The following is a 16943-nucleotide window of genomic DNA, read 5'->3' on the forward strand; positions in this document are numbered from 1 at the left end:
CGCCTAGAACTTCACGTTGAGCTCGACGCTCGCGGTGTGGTTCTGCTGCTTGCCGGAGAACGCGCCATCGTAGCGGGCGCGCACGCTCACATTGTCGGCGGCATCAAACGAAAGGCCCGCGCCGACGCGGAATCGGTCGCGGCCGGCATCGGGTCCGTTGACGGTGAAGGCGGTCAGGCTTCCTGCGAAGGCGTGGTTCTGGCTCGGCCTCTCGTCGGAGAATGCGTGCTCCCACAGCGCGCGGCCTTCGAGTGTCACCTTGCCGCTCTCGGTCAGAAAGGTGTGGCTGAGCGCCACGCCGAGCCCCGTGTCGAGCCGCGTCCGGCTTTGCGAGCCCGCGGTCAGGTTGAGCGCGCCCGCGCCCGTCTCGGTGAAGCCACTATTACCCGACCAGCCCGCGTCGAGCGTAGCGAGCGGGGAAACCGTCGTGCCGCCGCCGATGTCGAAGCCGTAGGCCGCCTCGCCGGAGAAGCCGACCGTGTGGTTCCAGTAGCTCGCCTTCGCCGTGCGGTCGATGCCGCCGAAGACGATGTGGCGCTCAGTGGAGACGCGGCTGGCAGCATAGGCGAGCGAGCCTGCGAGCGACCACGGCCCGTCCGACCAGCCGCCATAGGCGCCGATGTGCAGGCCATCCGCGTCGAGCGAGGATAGCAGCGCATCGACGGAGCCGTGGCTGCGGATGTAGCCGAGGCCGAAGCCCACGAAGGCACTGCCGCTGGCGACGTCGACCGCGCCTTCGTAGCCGCCCGCGACGCCGAGGCTCCACCAGTCGAGCTTTGCGGCGTTGCCGTCCACGTCCACCGTGCCGCGCCCGCCCAGCGGGGCAAGCCATGCCTGCGCGACGCGCCCGCTGGCATAGGCCGAGGTGGTCGCATCGTCGATCGCCGCGATGCCCGGTGCGGCCGAGGCGGACGGCCCGTAGCCGAGCGGCGCGGTGAACACCTGCCCGCCCGCCATGCCGCCGCCGAACCCTCCGACCGAAGCCTGGCCGAGCAGCGTGCGCGAGAACAGCCCGGTGCTCTGGTCGACGACGTGCTGGCCCGAGGCGTGGATTTCGCCCGAGGCGAGGTCGAAGGCGCGGCGGGCTTCGTCCGCGTCGGTCATGAGCAGAAGCGCGTTATAGACGGCAAGGGCGTCGCCGCTCTGTTCGAAGCCGTTAAGAGCGGTCGCGGCCTGACGCTGGTTGTCGGTCAGCGCGACCGATGTGAAGTCCTGTCCGGCGCCGCCAGCCGTCAGCACGATGTCCACATAGGTCGCGCCGTAGTCGAGTTCGGACGAGAGGAACAGGAACGGGTTGGCGAAGGTGAAGCCGCCGTTGCGCACCACGGTTCCCGCCTCGATGATCCGGTAGCTCTGTCCGCCCTGATAGCTGGCCTCGTCGCTGAGCTTGCCGACCTGCACCGTGCCGCCGTCGATCGTCGCGGTGCCCGTGACCGAGAGCAGGTCGGCCTGATCAGGCGCTTCGATCTCAACGATGAAGATCGACCCGGCGTTAAAGGTGGCGTTGCCGACGACAGTCAGCGTGCCGATGGAGTTACCCGGCGAGACGGTGCCGTTGATGCTCACATGGCCGGCGATGGTGCCCAGGCCCGAAAGGGTGCCGTCGGCGCCCACGGTGAGAAGCGCCGAGCCGAGCGAAGCGCCGGAGGCGAGGCGCAGGTTCCCGCCCGTGACGGCAACCTGTCCGGCCAAGCCGCTGCTGACGCCGGTCAGCGTCGTCATGCCCGCGCCGATGAAGCTGGTCGTGCCCGATCCCGAAATCACGCCGTCATAGGTGATGTCGTCCGAGCGGTTGAAGATCAGCGCCGCGTTGTTGGTGATGTTGCCCGTGATCGAGCCCGACGTGCCGCCATTGCCGATCTGGAGCGTGCCGGCGCTGATCGTCGTGCCGCCGGTGAAGCTGTTGGTCCCCGTCAGTGTCGTGGTTTCGCCGCCGAGCTTCTCGAACGTCCCGCTCCCGGAGATGGAGCCGGCGAAGGTCAGGGCGTCGGAGCGGTTGAAGACCAGCGCCGCGTTGTTGGTGATGTTGCCCGTGATCGAGCCCGACGTGCCGCCATTGCCGATCTGGAGCGTGCCGGCGCTGATCGTCGTGCCGCCGGTGTCCGTCGTCAGGGTTTTTGGGACAACAGGCGGCGTGAGCTAACGGAGGCTCTGGTCCATCAGGTTTGTCACATTAGGCCGCTGCATCTCGATGAAGCAAGCGGCGCTGTTTGATGGTTTTGCGTTTGATCCTTTCCCTTTCCAGCGTGATGATATCGCCGCGCCCGAAGTAGACGTCGGCAGGGGTGAGATTGTCGAGGCTCTCGTGGTAGCGGCGGTGGTTGTAGTGATCGACGAACGCCGCGACCTGCTGCTCGAGATCACCCGGCAGGAAGTAGTTTTCGAGCAGGATGCGGTTCTTCAACGTCTGGTGCCATCGCTCGATCTTGCCTTGGGTCTGAGGATGGCAGGGCGCCCCGCGCGTATGTTCCATGCCCTTGTCGGATAGCCATGCGGCCAGGTCGGAAGAGACGTAAGAGGGGCCGTTGTCGGACAACAGCCGCGGCCGCTGCACCACCCTGGCGCTGTCGCAGCCAGAAGCCTGCAGCGCGATGGTCAGCGTGTCGGTGACGTCCTCGGCCTTCATCGTGGTGCACAGCTTCCAGGCGATGATGTAGCGAGAGAAGTCGTCGAGCACGGTCGACAGGTAGAACCACCCCCAGCCGATCACCTTCAAGTAGGTAAAGTCGGTCTGCCAGAGCTGGTTGGGCGCCGTCGTCTTGTCGTGGAACTCATCGGCGGCCTTGATGACGATGAAGGCGGGGCTGGTGATCAGGTCGTGGGCCTTGAGCAGGCGATAGACTGAGGATTCCGAGACGAAGTAGCCCCTCGTGTCGGTGAAGGTGACCGCCAGTTCCCGTGGCGACAGCTCCGGCTCGTTCAACGCCAGCTCAATGATCTGATCGCGTTTCTCCTCGGGGATGCGGTTCCAGACCCGGTTCGGCCGGGGCCTGCGATCCTCCAGCGCATCGACACCGCCGGCCAGGAAACGGTCATACCAGCGATTGAAGGTCGAGCGCGGAATACCGAGTTTTTGCAGCGTGCGCCGCGCCGACAGATGCGACTGCTCGACGAGCCGAATGATCTCCAGCTTCTCGGATGCGGGGTATCTCATTCGTCGTCGCCCCCATCCGCAATCATGCTTTTTTTAAGAATCCGCAGTTCCAGCGCCTGCTCGGCGACGACCTCCTTGAGATCGCGCGCCTCCTTGCGCAGAACCTTCACCTCGTCGCTGGTGGCGGCGCGCGCCGTATCCCCGGCAAGCCGCTTCTTGCCGGCTTCCAGGAATTCCTTCGACCAGGTGTAATAAAGGCTCTCCGCGATCCCCTCGCGCCGGCACAGCGCCGCGATCGACTCTTCGCCGCGCAAGCCCTCCAGCACGATGCGGATCTTCTCCTCGGCCGAATATTGCTTGCGGGTTGCGCGGCGGATGTCTTTGATGACCTGCTCTGCCGGCGCTTTCCCGGTTCCGGATTTCTGTCTCATCTTCGCTCCTTTGAAAGGCTACGATGAACCAGAAATCCTCCGTTCTCAGTTAAGCCGATTTGGTCCCATCAGTGCTGACGCCGGACAGAACCACGACAGGTCGCCGAACCCGGCCTCCGCGGCGATCCGGCCGACCGGCACGCCGGACTGGGCCGGGTCGCTCAGCCGCCGGCGCGCCAACATCAGGCGGCGCAACGCCACATGATCGGTGAAGGAGGTGCCTTCATCGGAAAACAGCGACCGCAGATAGCGCGGCGAAATGCCGTGCCGCATGGAGATCCAGCGCGGCGACAGGCCGGGGTCGGTCAGGTTCCGCTCTATGTCCGCCTTGATCGCGCGCAGCCGCGCCACCCGCGCCCCACGGCCGCGCGCGATCGCCTCCGCATCGCGATCCGCGCCGATGGCCAGCAGCGCCAGGTCCTGCAAGTGGACGGCGGACAGGTCCAGATCGGCCGGCGGCAGCAGCGCCGCCTCCTTGTGCACCGCCTGCGCATAGGCCAGCATCAGCCGCCATTGCGGCGTCAGCGCGATCTGGCTGCGCAGCGACAGCTTGTCCGCCGCCGGGCCGAGCGCCGCGCGCGGCAGCGACAGGTAGAAGGCATTGGTGTGAAGTCCGTCGAAGCGTGCGATGCCGGGCTGCTCGGTCGGATCGAGATAGATCGAGCCGGGGCCGCAGTCCTGTTCCCCACCTCCGCGCTGGCGGATGCTGAAGCCGCCGGAAAGGGGAACATGGAGCAGGATGTTGTCGCCGGTCGCGGTGGCGAGCGCCGCCGTCCGCTGCGTCACGCAGGAAGAGTGGGTTGTGTCGGCCAACACCGCGTTCCCGACCAGCGCGATCGAGGTCCGGGACGAATACTCTTCGCCTGCCGGCGTGATCTGGAGATGGCAGATCTGCGTGCAGGCCGCCTCGAACTCCTCCACCCGCCGGGCGGCGTCCATGTCTTCGGTTCGCAGGACGAAATGGCTCATGGCGGGAACAACGGTTTGGCAGGAGCGCCTGTGTCGAAAGCTCGCGGGTTGCAGGGGCGCTGTCAACCGGGAAAGACTTCGCTTTCATATGGCGCTGGCCGCCGCCACTCCCGTCGATGCACCGGGGTGGCCGATCTCTCAGTTCGCCCGCGAGGTTTCGTAGAGCACGCCGATATGGGTTTCGAGAAAGCTGCGGCGTTCGCGCCGGACGGCTTCCTGGCCGGCCTCGTAGTTCCCCATGGTCTTCTGGCGCCGCTCGAAAGCGGCAAAGGCGGCGCTGGAGACGGGCAGCGCCTGCCTGAAGGCGAGCGCGTGTCCGACCGCTAGGCGTGCGGCTGCCGTCAGGATGTATTCGACCTGCACCGGATTGTCGCCGGCGGCGGCCGCCGCCTCGCGCGCCGCTTCCAGCATGGCCGCGACGCCCGGCGCGTCGGGCCCCTGCGGTCCCTGACGCATCTCCGCCACGGCAATGTAGAATCGTGCGAGCGCGGCGTTCGCGGGGTTGCCGGCCGCTTCGGCCGCCTTTTCGCTCTCGCGGAACAAGGCTGCGACGCTTTCAAAGTCACCGCTTCTGAACAGGATCGCCGCGCGCTGGACGAGCAGCGAATATTGCGCCTCCGGCGTCGTCGCGTAGTCGGCGATATTGCGCAGGGCTGCATCGGCCAGAGCCGGGTCGTCCACGAAAAGGGCGCTCGCTCCAAGGCGGATGAAAACGCCCCAGACCACCTTGTCCGTCAGGTCGACGACGAGATCCGGATAGAGCGTGACGATCGAACGGCCGTCCCACGGCTCGCTTGAAAGAAGGTCCACGGCTTCGCGCAATGTCGCCACTGCCTCGCGATGCCTGCCTTCGACACCGTATGCCGCGCCGGTGATGGAGCGGCACCAGGCGTTGACCAGCCGCTCCGCGCCGAGGCTCAGTCCCGAATTGTCGGGCAGCATCGCGCGTGACGCGAGCGCGATGGCGCTCCCGGTATCGCCGGCAACCAGTGCGGCTTCCGCCTTTTGCAGAAGGTCGATGGCGACCTGCGCCACGGAAGGCAGGACGTCGGCATTCCTGGCGGCCAGCCAGCCGCGGATTTCCGCTTCGAGGTCCGCCCGCGCCTGCGCGCCGAATCGCTGTTCGAGCCACAGCGACGCGATGGTCGCCTCGTCGGCCGCCTCGTCGTAGCGCCCGAGTTCGGCCAGCGCATATGCGCGAGAGACGATCAGCGCGTTGCGAATCTCGGTGTTGGGCTCGGCCGCGGCGTTGACGAGCGCAAGCCCCTCGTCGGCGAGTTGCAGCGAGAATGCGGCATTGCCCTCGAACCGGGCCGTATCGGCGTAGATCGCGTAGACGAAACCGAAACCGGGATCGAGCCGACCATTATGCGGAGCAGCGCGCAATCCCGCGCTGAGCACGGCGCGCACGTCGGCGTAGCTCTTTTTCTCCTGATAGGCGGAAAGAGCACGGTCGACGAGTTCGAATGGATCGACATGATGGGCTGCGGCCGGATTGCCGAACGCGACCAATCCAGCCGTGAGCAAGGCGCGGAGATTCACGAATGCCCCCCTTCGCCGACGACCATGAACGGCGCCCATGCTGACGGATGGGCGAGAGACTGGTCGCTCTCGTCCTCCATCAGGGACAGCATCGTCTGCCGTAGCGCCTGAGAACGCCCGATGCTCGCATCCTCTGCGATCCGCGAGAGCGTTCCGGTCGTCAGGCGCGCGGCCGCATCGTCCCGCACCGGCCAGTGCGAAACCAGGATAGACCGCGCCCCGGCATAGAGGAACGCCCTTGCCAGGCCGGACAGGCCCTCGGCGTCGGGGCGCCCGTCGGTGCCGGCCGTGTTGCAGGCGGACAGGATCACCCAGTCGCTCGACAGGCGAAGTTCCGCGATCTCCGAAGCCGTCAGCAGGCCGTCATCGTCCGGCGAGGCCGCATCGGGCGGCGTGAGCACGAGCGCGGGTTCCGCAAGCCCGGAAAGCTCACCGGAAAGCAGGCCGTGGGTGGCGAAGGCAACGACCGAGGTTGAGGAAAGATCGAGCGCCTTGACGTTGGCTTCGGTGGCGGCTTCGGCGAGGTGAAGGCTTTCCTCCCCCGCTCCGAGCGCCATGGCGAGCCGGCGCAGTTCCGGCCCGGTCTGGGGGAGCGAGGGAAGGCTGCGGACAGCCGAGACATCGGACAGCATGCCCCGGAAGAAGTCCGAGCCGGGCGGCGGCACGGCTTCCTCCGCCGCGATCTCCGCGCCGAGGACCGGCGCGCCGATGCCGGCGAAGGGATTGCGCCTGACGGCCGCCTCGCCGCGGTCGGCCCGGATCGTCGAGAGGCTCGCGACCGTGGGCAATGTCGTGGTTGCGAAGCGCCTGACCAGCCACGCCGTCTCCCGCATCGCCGCCGGATCGGTATCGGCGCCGCGCGGGCGCTGCGAGACCAGCACCGAAAGAGGCAGGCCGGAGAGCGGCCCGTCCGTCACGGCGAATACATGCAACTTGCCGCCGAGGATCGCCTCCACCGGCTCGATGAGCTGCGTATACAGGAACCAGGCATTCGTCCGGTCGAACGGGGCGATGCGCGGCCGATCCATCCCCTCGACCAGTGTCACGGCGCCGCGCGTGCGCGCATGCGGATCGAGATCTGCCCGCAGGTCCGCGACGATGTCGCCGAGCCAGTCGCGCGAGAGCGAACTCTCGAACCACAGGCTGTCGTCACGGTCGAGCGCCCAGACGAAGGTGGCGGAATCCGTGCTCAGAAAGAAAAGCAGTGCCTCGTTCTCGTGCAACTGCGCCTGCACGGTCGCGATGTCGACAGGGGCCGGATTGGCTAGCTCGGCATAGCGCGGAAACTCCGCCGCCAGCTTCGTGTCGATGGCGGCGATCTCTCCGTTAAGGGAGTCGATCTCGCCGCGCAGCCGCACCGCCGTATTGGCATCGCGAACGGTCGAAAGCTCGGCCTCGCGGATTGCGACGGCGGACAGCAGATCCTGCCGGCTGCGCACGATGGCCGCCAGTTCCGGATCTCCCGTCGCCTCGCGCAGACCGAGCTGATGCAACGCCTTGCCCGCGGACGACAGGGAGGCCCATTGCGCCGCCCTGAACGCTTCGTTGATCGAGTCGGCGCATGCGGCGTTGAACGGTGCGGCCGCCAGCATCGCGCAGAACAGGTATGGAAGCACTGCTCCCGCTTCGAATCGCATGCCGGCCTCCCGATCACCCACGACGAATATTCGCGTCAAACAAGAACAGAACAAGGGCGGCGGCGCGGAGCCGGCCCCCGGGTACGGTCCGGATCAGCCGGGCGGCAGGCAGACGCCCTCATAACCGCGCCCGATGGTCGAGAGCATTCGCGACGGGCGGGCAGGCGGGCGGCAGGCGACGACGGTCAGCCCGTTGGGGTTTCCCGGCAGCGACGACAGATAAGCCTGTCCCGGATCGAAACGCGCGATCTGGCCGGGCTCGATCGTATGACTCTGCGCGCAGGGCGCGGGGTTGACCTCGCCCGGCAGGCAAAGGCCGACCGTGATCGGTTCGTCGCAGATATTGGTGACCTCACGTGGCTGTGTCCGACCCGTCATGCCCCGCGTGCAATGGTTGACATCCGCTCGCAGCGAGAGACGCTGGTAGCTGCCCGTCACCCGGTCGAGAAACGGCGGAAGCAGGGCGGCCGTCGCAACGCCGGTTAGCAGGCAGGCCCAGAGCGGAATACCCGGCGCCCGGCCCGGACGATGACTGACGCTCAGCACAGCGAGAGCCATCCACGCCCCGATGAAGATCCGTCCCTCGGTGATGACCGGCAGGTCGGGCAACCCGGGCACGGCCCGCCACGCCCCCGCGAGGAAGACGAGCGCGGGGGGAATGACATAGGCCGCCGCGCCGCCGATCAGGATCACCTTCCAGGCCGGCAGGCGCGGCCTGAGAGACCGCGCGCGCAGCACGATGGCGGTCAGGGCAGTCAGGATTCCGGTGAAAACGGCGCCGGGAAGAAGCTCTGGCAAAAGGCGCCCTCGCTGGCCGGACGCCACGCTGCGTCCATTCGGAAACCTGACATATGTTTACGCCGTCCTCAATGTTTTGGGTGGAATGGGTTCCGCAGAATAGAAGCACTGCTCCCGCTTCGAATCACATGCCCGGCCTCCCGATCACCCGCGAGGAATATTCGCGTCAAACAAGGACAGAAAAGGGCGATGATGCAAATCCGCTTGCGGGCGCGGAATTGATCGCCCGGACAGCAGGCGGTTAACGCCCGTTCAACGGGGATATCGGCACCAGCAGCTTCCTCTCGAACTTATCGAAACAAGTTCCCGGTCTTGGGATTGACCTGCCGGTGGTGCTCCCTGGATGGCTTTGCCAATCCGGATTTCTTCCGGCCGGCCGGGCGCGTTGCCACAAAAACGCGGATCGCAACGAAACCCGTGACGATCAACACGATTGCGACGAGCACGATCAGGTTTACCCATCCGGCTGACATTGGCGTCTCCTATGGCGCATGATCGCACCCGCATTGGCGGCGCATTCTAGCGCAGGAATGAAACGAGACGAGCCTAAAAGAACAAGGGTCAAAATGCCGAGCCAAAGCCTGTCCTTTGCAAAAGGCTTGTCCACCAACCCGCCGCGAAAAGCACGGACTGCCCAGCCTGATCCAGGCAGCACGGTGCGCTTGCGGCGACCGCATCGGCACGCAAGGCAAAGCGGAAGATCGACTTGATGTGTGGCGCTACCGTGTTACCCGACAGGGGAAGCTGTCTGGAGATATCCACGTTGCGCCTGCCTCGGCTTGTGAGGTTGGAGCAAGAGCGGCGACGCGGAGCTAGTCGTCGGCGCATCTGAGGCGGCCGAACGAAAGGCAGAGTTGGCGAGCAGCGGGCGATGACATTCGCTCTTGCGCGTGGCGTTCGAGCCAATATGCTCCCTGACTACCCCCTGCCAGGACTCGGGGCTGAAGGTTGTATGCCGTCAGGGAGACTTCGATGCATCACCAGAGTGTTCCGGAGCTTTTCAAACGCGACCAACCCTCACCATGGAAGATCGCCATCCGTGTCATCCTGCTGATGGTCATGCTCGTTGCAGCCGCTTGGTTGATCAAGAGCAATCCGTTGACTACAGACCAGAACACCCAGGTCGGGAACAAGGATAAGAAGGTGTCAGATGAGCGGCGGTCGTGACTGGAGAGAATATCCAATACCAGCCTGGGCATTGATCGTGTTCCTGATCGTTTTCGTTTCCGGAGCGTCCTGGCTCGCGGTTTGAGGTTTGGACAGAATCTGCCTGCAAACAGGGTAGCCGGACGTAGCGTTGGCGCGCCGCGGATGGCAGGAGGTTCTCACAGGCTCGACCAGTCCCGCGCCAGTTCCTCGCCGCTCATGCCTGTTATGCCCGCGGCTTCCAGCCCCGAACGCACGGCGTCGACGAGGTCCGCATTCGCCGCGGCCCTGTCGCCGGAGGGCAATGTCAGGTTGTTCTCGAAGCCGACCCTCAGTCCACCGCCCAGGAACCCTCCGGCGATCGTGCAGGCGGCTTCGTGCCGGCCGAAGGCGCACACCATGAAGCGGCGGAAGACCGGCTGGCCGGGTGCCAGAAAGGGCAGGAGATCCGCCGGCGTCGATGTCTGGCCCGTCGTGTAGCGTCCAAGCACATAGAGCACCGGCGGCTCCTCGAAAGGCACGATCCCGCGCCGGCGCAACGCGTCGAGCCGAACGGCTTCGCCCGGCTCGTAGAGAATGAATTGCGGCGCGACGCGCTCTGTCTTCATCCACAGCAGGAAGTCGGCGAACGCCGCCTCGTTCGCGGTTCCGGGCAGGATTTCGCGCAGCGCCAACGAGGCGGCCTGCGGCTTCACCGCCCGAACGACAGCCATCTGCTCTTCCGGGCCGTAGATTCCGAGCGCCTCGGAGGTGATCTGGACCACCATGCGTTCGCCCACCTCGGCCCGGATCGCGTCGATGACGGCATGGTAGGCGTCGGCGTCGAGCAGGTGCTTGTCCTCGCTGTCGCGGACATGGACGTGGATCATCGCCGCGCCGGCCTCCAGGCACTCGGCCGCCGTGCGCACCAGTTCGGCCGGCCCTATGGGCAGGGCGGGATGATCCGCCTTCGTCCTGCGGCCGCCATTGGGCGCGACCGCGATGGGCACACAAGGCAGAGCGCGACCGGCCGGTGGCATATGGGGCTTCCCTCTTCAATGATTCATTCCGATCACATATTTCCAGCATGAAACAGATGTTGCAATAGCTGCCCGGCGGCGATAGCTTTTTCCCCATGGAGCAGGGAACCGTCAGGCAGAAACTCGTCGCGGATTTCGATGCGCTGCCCGGACAGTTGCGGCAGGCGGCGCGCTACGTGCTCGACCACCCGCGCGACGTCGCGCTGCTGTCCATGCGCGAGCAGGCACGGGAGGCGGGCGTCCAGCCGGCGACGATGACGCGGCTGGCGCAGCGGATCGGCCTCGACGGATATGACAGCATAAGGGGCGTTCACGCCGCGGCGCTGCGCGGCGGCGAGCCGCGAGGCTTCACCGCCAAGGCCGGCGCGCAGGTCGAACGGCAGAAGAAGCAGGGCGACCGGGCGCTGGCGGCGGATATGCTGGGCCGGATCGCAATGCAGATGGCGGAGCTCGGCGAAGCCGACGGGCTCGACCGCCTCGAAAAGGCGGCGCGCACCCTGAGCGGAGCGCGCCGCATCTACTGCATCGGCATGCGCTCCAGCCATGCGATCGCCTGGCATCTCCACTATATCCTTTCCATGATCGGCGACCGTTCCGTCCTGCTCGACGGACCGGGCGGCACCGGCATGGACCTCGCGGGACGCATCGCGCCCGGCGACGCGCTCGTGGCTGTAAGCGTGGCGCCCTATACGAAGGCGACGGTCGAGCTTGCCCGGCTGGCGTCGTCGCGCGGCGCGGCGCTGGTCGCGGTCACGGACAGCGAGGTGTCGCCGCTGGCGCGCATCGCGCGCGATGTCGTGCTGGTGCCGACCGACACCGCCTCCTTCCTCCACACCATGGCGCCTGCCTTCGCGGTGGCGGAAATCCTCGGCGCGCTGGTTGCCGGCCATGCCGGAGACGCCGCGCTCGCGGCGCTGGAGCATTTCGACGCCCAGGCCGAGGCGCTGGGAATTCACATTCAACCGGCACGCAAACGCAAGGCGTCCTCACCATGACCCGCATCATGCATCGCTCGCTCGTCACGAGCCCGCCGGTCGCCGTCGCCGCGCGCGGCATCGAGATCGTGGATGCGCAGGGCAGGAGCTATATCGACGCCTCGGGCGGCGCCGGCGTCTCCTGTCTCGGCCATGGCCATCCGGCGGTGCTCGAAGCCATGCACGCGCAACTCGACCGCATCGCCTACGCCCATACCGGCTTCTTCACCACCGAGGTCGCCGAGCAACTCGGCGAACGGCTGGTCGAGGATGCGCCGGAGGGGCTCGACCACGTCTATCTCGTCTCGGGCGGGTCGGAGGCGGTCGAGGCGGCGCTGAAGATGGCGCGCCAGTATTTCGTCGAGATCGGCCAGCCGCAGCGCCGCCATGTCGTCGCGCGCCGCCAGAGCTATCACGGCAACACGCTCGGGGCGCTGGCCGCCGGCGGCAACGAATGGCGGCGCGAGCAGTTCCGCCCGCTGCTGATCGAGACCCATCACGTCGATCCCTGCTTTTCCTATCGCTTCCGCCGCGAGGACGAGAGCGAGGAGGACTACGCGGCGCGCACCGCCGCCTCGCTGGAGGAGAAGCTCCTCGAACTCGGGCCCGAGACCGTCATCGCCTTCGTCGCAGAGACGGTCGTGGGCGCGACGGCCGGCGCCGTCCCGCCGGTCGGCGACTATTTCCGCCGCATCCGCGAGATCTGCGACCGCCACGGCGTGCTGCTGATCCTCGACGAGGTGATGTGCGGCATGGGCCGCACCGGCACGCTGCACGCCTGCGAGCAGGAAGGCATCGCGCCCGACCTGATGACCATCGCCAAGGGGCTGGGCGGCGGCTACCAGCCGATCGGCGCGGTGCTCGTCTCGGGAGCGATCCGCGAGGCGATGTGCGCCGGTTCCGGCTTCTTCCAGCACGGCCACACCTATATGGGCCACCCCATGGCCGCGGCGGCCGGCCTTGCCGTGCAGGAAACCATCCGCCGCGACAAGCTGCTCGACAACGTCCGGGCCATGGGCGCGCTGCTCGAGGCGCGCCTGACCGAACGCTTCGGCAACCATCACCATGTCGGCGACATCAGGGGGCGCGGCCTGTTCCGCGCGATCGAGCTGGTGGAGGATCGCGCGAGCAAGCGTCCGTTCGCCGCCTCGCGTAAGGTCAACGCGGCGATCAAGCGCGCGGCCATGGCGCGCGGCCTGATGGTCTACCCGATGGGCGGGACCATCGACGGCGTCAATGGCGACCATGTGCTTGTGGCGCCGCCCTTTATCGTCGACGAAACCGATATCGAGCGCATCGTGTCGCGCCTCGGCGACGCGGTCGACGCGGCTGTGACTTGACGGTGGCGCCGATACGCGCACTCTTGGGGACGGGGATCGGGGGGCTCCGCGCCTGCCGCCTCCGACCCCGCCTCGAAGAAGGAGACGGGCCTGCGGCACGAGGCCTGTCTTCATCCGAAAGCCCGAAGAGGGATCGTGCCCAACAGGGAGACGCACTCATGAAACGACATTCGGTACTCGGCTTCGGCCTCGTTACGGCGATGTTCGCCTCGCTGGCGGCAGGAGCCGCCAGCGCCCAGGAACAGCGTTTCGTCTCGGTCGGCACCGGCGGCGTGACCGGCGTGTATTATCCGGTCGGCGGCGCCATCTGCCGGCTGATGAACCAGACCCGCCGCGACCACGGCATCCGCTGCTCGGTCGAGTCGACCGGCGGCTCGGTCTTCAACGTCAACGCCATCAAGGGCGGCGACCTCGAATTCGGCGTCGTGCAGTCGGACGTCCAGTACAACGCCGCCCATGGCGAGGCCGGCTTCGCCGATGGCGGGCCGCATGAGAAGCTGCGTTCGGTGTTCTCGCTCCATGCCGAGCCGCTCACCGTGGTCGCGCGCGCCGACGCCGGCATCTCCGATTTCGACGGCCTCAAGGGCAAGCGCGTTAATATCGGTAATCCCGGCTCCGGCCAGCGCGCGCTGATGGACCTGCTCATCGCGGAGAAGGGCTGGACCAACTCCGACTTCGCGTTGGCGGGCGAGCTCGCGCCCGCCGAGCAGAGCTCCCAGCTCTGCGACAACAACATAGACGCCTTCGCCTATACGGTCGGCCATCCGGCCGGCGCGATCCAGGAGGCGACCACGACCTGCGAGTCCAGGATCGTTCCGGTCGAGGGCGATGTGGTCGACAAGCTGGTCGCGGAGCGCCCCTACTACTTCAAGGCGGTCATCCCCGGCGGCATGTACAACGGCAATCCCGACGACGTGAACACCTTCGGCGTCGGCGCGACCGTCGTGACCTCCGCGGACGTGCCGGACGACGTCGTCCGCGCCTTCGTCGACGCGGTGTTCAAGGACTTCGACGCCTTCAAGGGCCTGCATCCGGCGCTCGCCAACCTGAACCCGGAAGCCATGGTGAACCAGGGCAATTCTGCCCCGATGCACCCGGCCGCCGAAGCCTATTTCAAGGAAAAGGGTTGGCTTCAGTAGGGTCGAGCCACACCCGCGAGGAAAGGCAACGCATGACGTCTTGCCGAACCTTCATCGTCTTCGGTCCGGGCGCGAAGCTGCGCGCAGACGAGCGCGCGCCCGGCTGACATTGGGGGAGGCGTTTCCGCGGGAAGCGCCTCCCTTTTTCATTTCCCGGAATCGCCCACCGGAGGGGAACCGCCATGGCGACAGAGAACGACAAGACCGCGAACGCGCCGCTGAGCGAGGCCGAGCTTCAGGACCTCGTGGCCGCTTCCGATACCGGCGCGCGCAATCCCGTCGGCTTCGCGGCATGGGTGATCTCGGGCGTGGCGCTGTGCTGGTCGCTGTTCCAGCTCTACATCGCCTCGCCATTGCCCTTCATGCTATCGAGCGCGACCGGCCTGCCGCTGGTGTTCAACGACACGCAGACGCGCTCCATCCATCTTGCCTTCGGCGTGTTCCTCGCCTTCATGGCCTATCCGGCCTTCGCCCGCAGCCCGCGCGACCGCATCCCGACGCTCGACTGGGTCTTCGCCATCGTCGCGGCCTTCGCCGCCCTCTACATCTTCATCTTCTACCGCGACCTCGCGCGCCGGCCCGGCCTGCCGATCACGCAGGACCTGGTGGTCGCCGGCATTGGCATGGTCCTGCTGCTGGAGGCGACGCGCCGCGCGCTCGGCCCGCCGCTCGCCGTCGTCGCCATGGTCTTCCTGGCCTATGTCTTCTTCGGCTCCTCGCCGCTGGTGCCCGACATCATCCGCTGGGGCGGCGCCTCCTTCGGCCGCGCCATGGACCAGATGTGGCTGTCCACCGGCGGCGTCTTCGGCGTGCCGCTCGGCGTCTCCACCGCCTTCGTGTTCCTGTTCGTGCTGTTCGGCTCGATGCTCGACAGGGCGGGCGCGGGCAATTTCTTCATCAAGCTCGCCTTCGCGCTGCTCGGCCACATGCGCGGCGGACCGGCCAAGGCGGCCGTGCTCTCCTCGATGATGACGGGGATGATCTCCGGCTCGTCCATCGCCAATGTGGTGACGACCGGCACCTTCACCATCCCGCTGATGAAGCGCGTCGGGTTCACGCCGGAGAAGGCCGGCTCGGTCGAGGTGGCGAGTTCGGTCAACGGCCAGATCATGCCGCCGGTCATGGGCGCGGCCGCCTTCCTGATGGTCGAATATATCGGCATCCCCTATATCGAGGTGATCAAGCACGCCTTCCTGCCGGCGGTCATCTCCTACATCGCCCTGCTCTACCTCGTGCATCTGGAAGCCGTGCGCGGCGACATGCCGGTCCTGCCCAAGCGGGTGCAGTCCACCGGCCTCCAGTCGCTGCTGCGCGCCGGCATCACCATCGCCTCGATCGTCATCCTGGCGGGCGCGGTCTACTACTTCATCGCCCTCGTGCGCATGGTGCTGCCCGGCATCTCCGGCCCGGCGCTGATCGTGCTTCTGCTCGCCGCCTATGTGGCGCTCATCTGGTACGCGTCGAGGGTTCCCGATCTCGACCTCGACGATCCCAACGCGCCGGTAGTCGAGCTGCCGCTGGTCAAGGACGTGATCAAGACCGGCCTGCACTATCTGCTGCCGCTCTTCGTGCTCGTCTGGTTCCTGATGGTCGAGCGCCGCTCGCCCGGTCTGTCGGCCTTCTACGCGGTGCTGCTGCTCATCGTCGTCGTCCTCACGCAAAAGCCGCTCAAGGCACTGTTCCGGGGCATCCGCGCCTCCGAGCAGGTCGCCGCCTTCCGCGAAGGCTTCGACGACCTGATCGTCGGCCTGATCGCGGGCGCGCGCAACATGATCGGCATCGCCTGCGCCACGGCCGCGGCCGGCATCATCGTCGGCACGGTCACGCTGACCGGCATCGGCCAGGTCATGGCAGAGTTCGTCGAGTTCCTGTCGGGCGGCAACATCTTCCTGATCCTGGTGTTCACCGCGATCATCAGCCTGGTTCTGGGCATGGGCCTGCCGACCACGGCCAACTACATCGTCGTCTCCTCGCTGATGGCCCCGGTCATCGTCGAGGTCGGCGCGGCCAACGGCGTGCTGATCCCGCTGATCGCGGCGCATATGTTCGTCTTCTATTTCGGCATCATGGCCGACGTGACGCCGCCCGTCGGCCTCGCCTCCTTCGCGGCGGCGGCCGTTTCCGGCGGCGACCCGATCAAGACCGGCTTCGTCGCCTTCTTCTATTCGCTGCGCACTGTGCTCCTGCCCTTCATCTTCGTCTTCAACACCGACCTGCTGCTGATCGGCGTCGGCTGGGCCGGGGGAACGTGGATATTCCTCAAGGCGACCGTCGCGATGCTCATCTTCGCGGCCGCGACGCAAGGCTTCTTCATGGCGCGGAACCGCATCTGGGAGACGGTGGCGCTGCTGCTCGTCACCTTCCTGCTCCTGCGTCCCGGCTTCTTCCTCGACCTGGTGCAGCCGCCCTATGACGCGATCGAGCCGCAGCGCATCCACGAAACGGTCGAGGCCCAGCCCGACGATGCCGAGGTGCGGGTGCATATCGCCGGCCCGTCCTTCAACGATCCCGACCGGACGCTCGACCGCATCATGGCTTTCGACCTCGGCCCGGCCGGCGAATCCGGCCAGGCCCGTTTCGAGGCCGCGACCGGCCTTGCCATGCGGATCGAGGGAGACAAGGCGATCCTCGACGAGCCGCTCGACATGAACAGCCTCGCCGGCCGCACCCTGTCGGACATGGATTTCTACGCCGACGAGCCGGTGACGGTCACGGCGCTCGAGGTGGCGGCCGAGCGCATGCCGCGCGAGGTGTTCTACATTCCGGCCATCCTGCTGCTCGGTCTGGTGATCTGGTCTCAGCGCCGGCGCGGCGGCACGCTCGCCGGCAATCCGAAGGCAGCGTGAGGAGCGGT

Annotated in this window: 13 protein-coding genes; 5 read left to right on the top strand and 8 right to left on the bottom strand. The window is 66.9% G+C overall.

The window, feature by feature from the left end; all coding sequences use genetic code 11:
* Positions 1–3: 3 nt before the first annotated feature.
* From M9945_RS06450 to M9945_RS06480, 7 genes are all read right to left on the bottom strand, one after another.
* Positions 4–1917 (bottom strand): autotransporter domain-containing protein, encoded by a 1914-nt coding sequence (locus M9945_RS06450; RefSeq protein ID WP_367944782.1) that lies wholly within the window; start codon positions 1915–1917, stop codon positions 4–6.
* Positions 1918–2173: 256 nt separating this feature from the next.
* Positions 2174–3525 (bottom strand): IS3 family transposase gene (locus tag M9945_RS06455; protein ID WP_367930840.1). Its coding sequence is split into 2 segments (ribosomal slippage): positions 2174–3189 and positions 3189–3525, totalling 1353 coding nucleotides; the frame shifts between segments, so codons are not numbered across the junction.
* A gap of 45 nt (positions 3526–3570) precedes the next feature.
* Positions 3571–4494, bottom strand: a complete 924-nt coding sequence (locus M9945_RS06460) for a helix-turn-helix domain-containing protein (RefSeq protein WP_367943876.1) — start codon at positions 4492–4494, stop codon at positions 3571–3573.
* Positions 4495–4632: 138 nt separating this feature from the next.
* The gene (locus M9945_RS06465; protein ID WP_367943877.1) at positions 4633–6075 is read right to left on the bottom strand and encodes a hypothetical protein; all 1443 of its coding nucleotides are present in this window, start codon (positions 6073–6075) and stop codon (positions 4633–4635) included.
* On the bottom strand, positions 6033–7673 hold the full coding sequence (locus M9945_RS06470) for a CHAT domain-containing protein (protein ID WP_367943878.1): 1641 nt from the start codon (positions 7671–7673) through the stop codon (positions 6033–6035). The genes M9945_RS06465 and M9945_RS06470 overlap by 43 nt, the downstream gene beginning before the upstream one ends.
* A gap of 93 nt (positions 7674–7766) precedes the next feature.
* Positions 7767–8471, bottom strand: coding sequence for a hypothetical protein (locus tag M9945_RS06475; RefSeq protein ID WP_367943879.1), 705 nt, complete (start codon positions 8469–8471; stop codon positions 7767–7769).
* 290 nt (positions 8472–8761) lie between these two features.
* Positions 8762–8944, bottom strand: a complete 183-nt coding sequence (locus tag M9945_RS06480; RefSeq protein WP_367943880.1) for a hypothetical protein — start codon at positions 8942–8944, stop codon at positions 8762–8764.
* A gap of 499 nt (positions 8945–9443) precedes the next feature.
* Between M9945_RS06480 and M9945_RS06485 the strand changes: the two genes are divergently transcribed.
* Positions 9444–9638: a hypothetical protein gene (locus tag M9945_RS06485; protein WP_367943881.1), complete on the top strand. Its 195-nt coding sequence runs from the start codon at positions 9444–9446 to the stop codon at positions 9636–9638.
* Between the two features lie 158 nt (positions 9639–9796).
* Here M9945_RS06485 and M9945_RS06490 read toward each other — a convergent pair whose 3' ends face one another.
* On the bottom strand, positions 9797–10636 hold the full coding sequence (locus M9945_RS06490) for a 3-keto-5-aminohexanoate cleavage protein (RefSeq protein WP_367943882.1): 840 nt from the start codon (positions 10634–10636) through the stop codon (positions 9797–9799).
* Between the two features lie 95 nt (positions 10637–10731).
* Between M9945_RS06490 and M9945_RS06495 the strand changes: the two genes are divergently transcribed.
* From M9945_RS06495 to M9945_RS06510, 4 genes are all read left to right on the top strand, one after another.
* A complete protein-coding gene (locus M9945_RS06495) occupies positions 10732–11631 on the top strand; it encodes a MurR/RpiR family transcriptional regulator (RefSeq protein WP_367943883.1) in 900 nt (299 codons plus the stop codon).
* Complete coding sequence (locus M9945_RS06500; RefSeq protein ID WP_367943884.1) at positions 11628–12950, top strand: aspartate aminotransferase family protein; 1323 nt, start codon at positions 11628–11630, stop codon at positions 12948–12950. Before M9945_RS06495 ends, M9945_RS06500 begins: the two co-directional genes overlap by 4 nt.
* A 158-nt stretch (positions 12951–13108) precedes the next feature.
* Positions 13109–14089, top strand: coding sequence for a TAXI family TRAP transporter solute-binding subunit (locus M9945_RS06505; protein ID WP_367943885.1), 981 nt, complete (start codon positions 13109–13111; stop codon positions 14087–14089).
* 182 nt (positions 14090–14271) lie between these two features.
* Positions 14272–16935 carry a TRAP transporter permease gene (locus M9945_RS06510; RefSeq protein ID WP_367943886.1) on the top strand — a complete coding sequence of 888 codons (2664 nt, stop codon included), beginning with the start codon at positions 14272–14274 and terminating at the stop codon, positions 16933–16935.
* Positions 16936–16943 lie beyond the last annotated feature (8 nt).

The sequence above is a fragment of the Aquamicrobium sp. genome (assembly GCF_023954335.1).
In the GTDB taxonomy this organism is placed as follows: domain Bacteria; phylum Pseudomonadota; class Alphaproteobacteria; order Rhizobiales; family Rhizobiaceae; genus Aerobium.

Bases quoted from the DNA above. Each gene is read 5' to 3' on its own strand.
- M9945_RS06460 (WP_367943876.1), bottom strand. From the start codon at position 4,494: ATGAGCCATTTCGTCCTGCGAACCGAAGACATGGACGCCGCCCGGCGG.
- M9945_RS06465 (WP_367943877.1), bottom strand. From the start codon at position 6,075: ATGGGCGCCGTTCATGGTCGTCGGCGAAGGGGGGCATTCGTGAATCTC.
- M9945_RS06470 (WP_367943878.1), bottom strand. From the start codon at position 7,673: ATGCGATTCGAAGCGGGAGCAGTGCTTCCATACCTGTTCTGCGCGATG.
- M9945_RS06480 (WP_367943880.1), bottom strand. From the start codon at position 8,944: ATGTCAGCCGGATGGGTAAACCTGATCGTGCTCGTCGCAATCGTGTTG.
- M9945_RS06485 (WP_367943881.1), top strand. From the start codon at position 9,444: ATGCATCACCAGAGTGTTCCGGAGCTTTTCAAACGCGACCAACCCTCA.
- M9945_RS06490 (WP_367943882.1), bottom strand. From the start codon at position 10,636: ATGCCACCGGCCGGTCGCGCTCTGCCTTGTGTGCCCATCGCGGTCGCG.
- M9945_RS06495 (WP_367943883.1), top strand. From the start codon at position 10,732: ATGGAGCAGGGAACCGTCAGGCAGAAACTCGTCGCGGATTTCGATGCG.
- M9945_RS06500 (WP_367943884.1), top strand. From the start codon at position 11,628: ATGACCCGCATCATGCATCGCTCGCTCGTCACGAGCCCGCCGGTCGCC.
- M9945_RS06505 (WP_367943885.1), top strand. From the start codon at position 13,109: ATGAAACGACATTCGGTACTCGGCTTCGGCCTCGTTACGGCGATGTTC.
- M9945_RS06510 (WP_367943886.1), top strand. From the start codon at position 14,272: ATGGCGACAGAGAACGACAAGACCGCGAACGCGCCGCTGAGCGAGGCC.